Genomic DNA, 5,672 nt, shown 5'->3' with positions numbered 1-5,672 from the left:
ACACTACTCACTTTAATTGTAATTTTTAAAGCAAATTATCACTTATGCTTTGGTTCTTTCCATAAAAAATACAATAAAATCAATGCAAAAGGTACTTCCCGGCGGGTTGGGTCTGTTGCGGGGCAGGCTAGCGCGAACTATCGCTAGCGACAGAATTTTCAAATTGACTGTACATTGTACACTTAACTCATTGATAAATAATGATTTCAATATGTACACTGTACAGTATGTGAAACGTTTTCTTAGCAAAAAGTAATTTTTGTTACTTGACAATTCTATAGTAATAGGTATTTTCGAATCAAGCGCCTAGAAAACACCTTAAACACATAGCGGATTGGTTGCCGAAATAACTGTTTTTCCGCACATTAAAGACTTTGACTCATTCCGTTATTTTATTGAATGTGAAAAGAAACTGAAAAGCCAATCTGTTGATTATTGTGATGATATACGTTTTGCTTTCCCAAAAGATTGGGATAAGTTGTCTCCAACTAAAAAGGCTGTTTACATTTATGGTCCACTCCATATGCATCTTGTTAAAGCCTTTACGTTGGTAGAAGAGAGCAAATATTATAAAGCTTTAATTAAAGAAGCAAAATAAGTCTTAGAAAGATCTGTCGTAAAAGTTGCTTAATTTAAAAACACATCTTCCCTCCCCGTTCTCAAAATGGGGAGGTGGTTTAAAGATCAAGTTTTGAATGGGAGCCCAGGCGCACTAAAATCAATCGATCTTGACCAATCAAGCGATAAATCAATACTAAGTCAGGTCGAATATGGCAATCTCGATAATTGCTCCAATTCCCAGTCAATGCATGGTCATGATATCGAGGTTCTAAAGGCTGGTCATTTGCTAATGCTGCAATGATTTGGCGCAAATCAGTATCTAAAAGATGCCTATACCGTCCTTTCATTTCACGCTTGAAATCACGTTTGAAGATAGTGGTACGTTCAATCGTCCGCATAGAGATCATCAAATAATTCGTCTACGGAATGAAACTTTTTTAAGTTACCTTCCTCTAGTTCTGCAAAAGCCGCTATAGTTTCCGCATTAGGTTGAAACAAGAAGGACGGAATAGCTTTATCTTGTGCAATACGCGTCATCAACACTCTCACAACATCACTTACTGATAAACCTGAAGCTTGAATAACTTGACTAGCAACATTTTGAATTTCTTCTGGTACACGCGCCTGAACCATACGACTGGCAGCCATAATAATTTCTCCTCTTGTAACTGTATTTCAATGTAACGCAATTGAAGTACAATTTCAACTGTAAAGCATTGTTTTTTAGAGTGGAAAGGTAGTTTTGTTTAGCAACCGCTTTCTTTTTTAAGACTTTCACCCACGTTTACGGCGTTCTTTTGTTACATATTTAAAGAAGGAGGGTGGTAAAACATCTTTAGCTGGCTTTAGACGTGCAAGTTCTTCATCTGTCAATGGTAGAGAATCCACGGCTTCCAAATCTTCTTTTGTGTAGCCACATCTTATTTTAAAGTTTTTTTTGAAAACCAATAATTCTCGTGTGACTTGGAGCGTATCCGTTTGCATACCGGAATATACACCCGATTATACCGGATCGTCAATTATCTGTTACATCTTAAAACTTCATGAGTGGAAAGATCATTAAACCCTACATTCAAATTTATTGATTTTGGCAAATTCGTCTGCTTTTTCAGTTTGTAATATACTAACGTCATAAGCAGCTTGCATGTTGAGCCAAAATTCAGCAGTAGTATCAAAAAAATAGGCTAATCTGAGAGCAGTATCGGGAGTCACTGGACTATTTTCAGCAACAATACGTTCTATTCTCGTGCGTGGAACATTTAATGCTTTTGCAAGGGCATAAGCAGAGAGAGCATATTCTTTTAAATATTCCTCTCTTAAAATTTCTCCGGGATGAATAGCAATATAATTTTTCATCTCGACCTCCTACAGATCAATGATAATCTACGATTTCAACTTCATAGGCACCATTAGAGCGCCATTCAAAACAAATACGAAACTGGTCATTAATACGAATAGAATATTGACCTTTACGCTCTCCTTTCAATGCTTCTAAACGATTTCCTGGAGGACTGCGTAAATCCTTAAGGTCAACCGCTTTATCGAGCATAAACAATTTTCTTTGGGCTATACGTACTAGAGTTGTTGGAAAACCTTTAGGCGAATTACCTTCTAAAAGATCTTTACAACGCTTATCCGCAAAAGATTCAATCACCAAATCACCTTCATTCACTCTTTTATGTATCATAGCATGATACCAATCTAAAGAAAAGGATGAATGTTGAAAAATATTTAGTAAAAGAGATGGCAATGACCAAGAAGCATCGTGAGGGTCTATCGGTTCGTGCGTTTGCGAAGAAGATGCGGGTTTCGCCTAATGCAGTGGTTTCTCGATTTAAGACAGGCAAATTTGATGAGGCTCTTTTTGAAGATGGGTCTGTCAATGAAGCCCTTGCCACAGCTATCTGGAATGAGAATCCAACAAAACGCCCTGCCTCACTTTTAGCGCCTGATGGAAAGGTGCGGACAAAGATCAAACAAGCCTCCACAGATGGAGCCAATGAATACAAGATAAAACTGGAGCGAATGCAAGTTGCGCTTGAAAGCGAAAAGATTGCACTTGAACGATTGCGCGAAACCACTGTTGATCGAGAAGAAATGAAAAAGGCAGCGCGTGAGTTTGGAAGAGCGCACCGTGATGCTATGTTGAATTTTCCCCATCGTTTTGGTGCGAGCATTGCTGCACAAGTTGGATGTGATGCAGCCAGCCTTATTGGTGCTATTGATTATACTATGAGAACAGCTTTGCTTGAGGCGGTTAATATTCCAGTGCCTTTTCATGATCCTCATTCTCCAGAGTTAGAGCACTTGCAAGAAATGAATAATGGATGACAATGCCGTCGAAGAATTTTTCGCCAATGCCAATGATGCACGACAACCAGACCCACCATACACGGTTTCGCAATGGGCAGATAAGAATAGGTATCTTAGCACCGTAGCAAGTGCTGAGCCTGGGCTTTGGAGAACAAAGCGTACCCCTTATTTGCGCGAAATCATGGATAACCTTTCCTCTTACGTGCCAATTGAAACAACCATTGTCATGAAAGGCGCGCAGATCGGCATGTCTGAAGCAGGATTGAACTTCTGCGGTTATGCCATTCATTATAGTCCGGGACCTGCCCTTTATGTGATGCCAACGGTTGAGACAGCGAAGAAATTATCAAAAACCCGTCTTGATCCAATGATTATGGCAAGCCCCGCTTTAAGCGAACGCATTGCTCCGGCGCGTGCACGCGACAGCGGCAATACAATGTTTTCGAAAGAGTTTGATGGTGGGGCATTGATGCTTACAGGAGCCAACAGTGCTGCTGGTTTGCGTTCCATGCCTATTCGTTATCTGATTTTGGATGAGGTGGATGCCTATCCTCTCAGTGTGGATAACGAAGGTGATCCGGTGATGATCGCTGAAAAGCGGACCTCAACCTTTGTGCAGAGAAAGATTTTTAAATTGTCCACGCCAACACACCGTGACACAAGCCGTATCGCCAAAGATTTCGTGCTAGGAGACCAGCGATATTACAATGTCCCTTGTGATGCGTGTGGTGTTCTACAGCCCATTGTTTGGTCACAAATCAAGTGGCCAAAAGGTGCTCCTGAAAAAGCTGTTTTTGTTTGTGCGCATTGTGGTCATGAACATGCTGAGCACAGAAAAACAGATCTCATGTGTGAAGAAAGAGGAGCATGTTGGGTACCAACCAGTGAGTCAAGCAGACCGAATTTGCGTTCTTACCATATTTCGGCACTCTATTCACCTTGGCTTACTTGGGGGGAATGCGCAAGAGAGTTTTTAGATGCCAAGGATGATCCGGCACTTTTGCAGCCTTTTATCAACACAGTGCTTGGAGAGCCATGGGAGGATAGAACCGGCGAAGTTGTTGACCCTGATAGCCTCTATGCAAAACGTGAAGATTATCCCCTTGCACCAGAACAAGCCGTGTTGTTGACAGCGGGTATTGATGTGCAAAATGATCGCTTAGAACTTGAAGTTGTGGGATGGGGACGCAGTGAAGAAAGCTGGCATATCGATTATCACATCATTCCTGGCGACCCCTCTTCTTTTGAAGTATGGGACCAATTGGATGAATATCTTACAAGACGCTGGCCGCATCTAGGTTACAAAGACGGCATAAAGATAACGGCGGCTTGTATTGATACCGGTGGTGGACACACACAAGCGGTTTATAATTACGTGCGACCCCGTGAAGGGCGGCGTATCTGGGGGATTAAGGGGCAAGCGGGATGGCGTGCGGTATGGCCACGCCGCCCAAGTAGAAACAACAAAGGACAGATTAATCTCTATATTGTTGGTGTTGACGCAGCAAAAGATATTATCACGGCACGGTTTAAAAAATCCGGTCCTGAAGCATCGGGGGCTGGTGCAACACACTTTCACAAAAACCTTGATCGAGAATATTTTGATCAGCTGACCGCCGAAAGAAAAGTCATCAAATATTTTAAAGGCTTCAAGCGCATTGAATGGCAAAAAAGTGAAAAGGCAAGAAACGAGGCTTTGGATTGTAGGGTCTATGCTTATGCTGCTTTACAAGGTCTGATTTCGGCAGGAATAAACCTCAATCGAGAAGTCGATATCTTAGAAGAGCGTCTGGAAAAACTTAAAATTGAGGGCTCTTTAGAGCAGCCAACATCAGAACATGTGCCCTCTCCTGCTCCAAGAAGATCTCAGATAGCACAGCCTCAAAAGAAGCCATTCAGAACAATGATGAATCCTTATATGCAAGGGGATTGGAAGTAATTTGTGGATGAAACTTTAGAACCAATTAACAGCAAATTTTCGAGACTTGAAAGTTTAAAAAGGCGGCGTGAGCAAATTGAAGAGGCTCTTTATTCAGGTGCACAATCGGTACGCCATGGCGATAAGCAAGTAAGCAATCGTTCTGTTGAGGAACTGCGCAGAGCGCTTGAGATGCTGAACACACAAATAGCGGATCTTGAAGGACGCAAGCGTTCACGCGTTTTCTATTTTAATATATCACGAGGCTATTAATGGCTGGTTTTTTCAATAAACTCACAGGCTTTTTTAAAATTTCTCGTCAAGACAGCCCCCATTTTGAAGCGGCAAGTAAAAGCCGTCGCATGGGTGGTTTTGACCCCGCAAAAAAACATATTAATAAAGCCATTGAGGAATGCGGTGATACTATTGTTGCTCGTTCAAGATGGCTTTATGACAATGAATCTCTTTATGGTTCTGCAACAGAAGAATGGGTCTCTGCGGCTGTAAGTGATGGGATTAAACCTTATCCTCGTATTGAAGGTTTTCAAGAAGAAAAGAAAAAGCTTTTAGACTTATGGTGGCAATGGGTTGATGAAGCGGACTATGATGAAGATGCCAATTTTTATGGTCTGCAAGCAACGATTGCCCGAGAGGTCTTTTTAACCGGCGAATGCTTTGTAAGACTACACTATGTCGACCTTTATGGACGCTCTGGTGTGCCTCTTCAATTGCAAGTTTATCCCACCGAAATGTTGGATCTCACTTATAATGGACCTGCTGAGATTGAAGGCAATTACATTCGTATGGGAATTGAATTTAATGCCAGTGGTAAGCGCGTTGCTTATCATTTCTGGGAACATCACCCCTATGATGATGTCCC

The 5,672-nt window shown here is 41.6% G+C and carries 10 protein-coding genes; 5 read left to right on the top strand and 5 right to left on the bottom strand.

Annotated features, from left to right (window positions below; translation table 11 throughout):
• Positions 1-334: 334 nt before the first annotated feature.
• Positions 335-598, top strand: coding sequence for a hypothetical protein (locus J7R13_RS08380; protein ID WP_343212182.1), 264 nt, complete (start codon positions 335-337; stop codon positions 596-598).
• Positions 599-677: 79 nt separating this feature from the next.
• Here J7R13_RS08380 and J7R13_RS08375 read toward each other — a convergent pair whose 3' ends face one another.
• From J7R13_RS08375 to J7R13_RS08355, 5 genes are all read right to left on the bottom strand, one after another.
• Positions 678-959 carry a type II toxin-antitoxin system YafQ family toxin gene (locus J7R13_RS08375; RefSeq protein WP_208438264.1) on the bottom strand — a complete coding sequence of 94 codons (282 nt, stop codon included), beginning with the start codon at positions 957-959 and terminating at the stop codon, positions 678-680.
• Entirely contained in the window at positions 946-1,209 is a 264-nt protein-coding gene (locus tag J7R13_RS08370; RefSeq protein ID WP_208434772.1) for a type II toxin-antitoxin system RelB/DinJ family antitoxin, read from the bottom strand. Before J7R13_RS08370 ends, J7R13_RS08375 begins: the two co-directional genes overlap by 14 nt.
• 126 nt (positions 1,210-1,335) lie before the next feature.
• Positions 1,336-1,545 carry a hypothetical protein gene (locus J7R13_RS08365; protein WP_208438265.1) on the bottom strand — a complete coding sequence of 70 codons (210 nt, stop codon included), beginning with the start codon at positions 1,543-1,545 and terminating at the stop codon, positions 1,336-1,338.
• Between the two features lie 75 nt (positions 1,546-1,620).
• Positions 1,621-1,917, bottom strand: a complete 297-nt coding sequence (locus J7R13_RS08360) for a HigA family addiction module antitoxin (RefSeq protein ID WP_004861504.1) — start codon at positions 1,915-1,917, stop codon at positions 1,621-1,623.
• A gap of 16 nt (positions 1,918-1,933) precedes the next feature.
• Complete coding sequence (locus J7R13_RS08355) at positions 1,934-2,248, bottom strand: type II toxin-antitoxin system RelE/ParE family toxin (RefSeq protein ID WP_208438263.1); 315 nt, start codon at positions 2,246-2,248, stop codon at positions 1,934-1,936.
• Between the two features lie 62 nt (positions 2,249-2,310).
• On the opposite strand from J7R13_RS08355, the gene J7R13_RS08350 reads away from it, so the two are divergent.
• The 4 genes from J7R13_RS08350 to J7R13_RS08335 form a co-directional block, all read left to right on the top strand.
• Entirely contained in the window at positions 2,311-2,892 is a 582-nt protein-coding gene (locus J7R13_RS08350) for a hypothetical protein (protein WP_208438262.1), read from the top strand.
• Complete coding sequence (locus tag J7R13_RS08345) at positions 2,885-4,813, top strand: phage terminase large subunit family protein (protein WP_208438261.1); 1,929 nt, start codon at positions 2,885-2,887, stop codon at positions 4,811-4,813. Before J7R13_RS08350 ends, J7R13_RS08345 begins: the two co-directional genes overlap by 8 nt.
• A gap of 3 nt (positions 4,814-4,816) precedes the next feature.
• Complete coding sequence (locus J7R13_RS08340) at positions 4,817-5,065, top strand: phage head-tail joining protein (RefSeq protein WP_004858786.1); 249 nt, start codon at positions 4,817-4,819, stop codon at positions 5,063-5,065.
• A partial coding sequence (locus J7R13_RS08335) for a phage portal protein (RefSeq protein ID WP_208438260.1) occupies positions 5,065-5,672 on the top strand: 608 nt, incomplete at its 3' end. The genes J7R13_RS08340 and J7R13_RS08335, both read left to right, overlap by 1 nt.

The sequence above is a fragment of the Bartonella taylorii 8TBB genome (genome assembly GCF_902825155.1).
In the GTDB taxonomy this organism is placed as follows: Bacteria; Pseudomonadota; Alphaproteobacteria; order Rhizobiales; family Rhizobiaceae; genus Bartonella; species Bartonella taylorii_A.
Note: the sequence above shows the minus strand (reverse complement) of the source record. Positions and strands in the feature narration are given on the sequence as shown.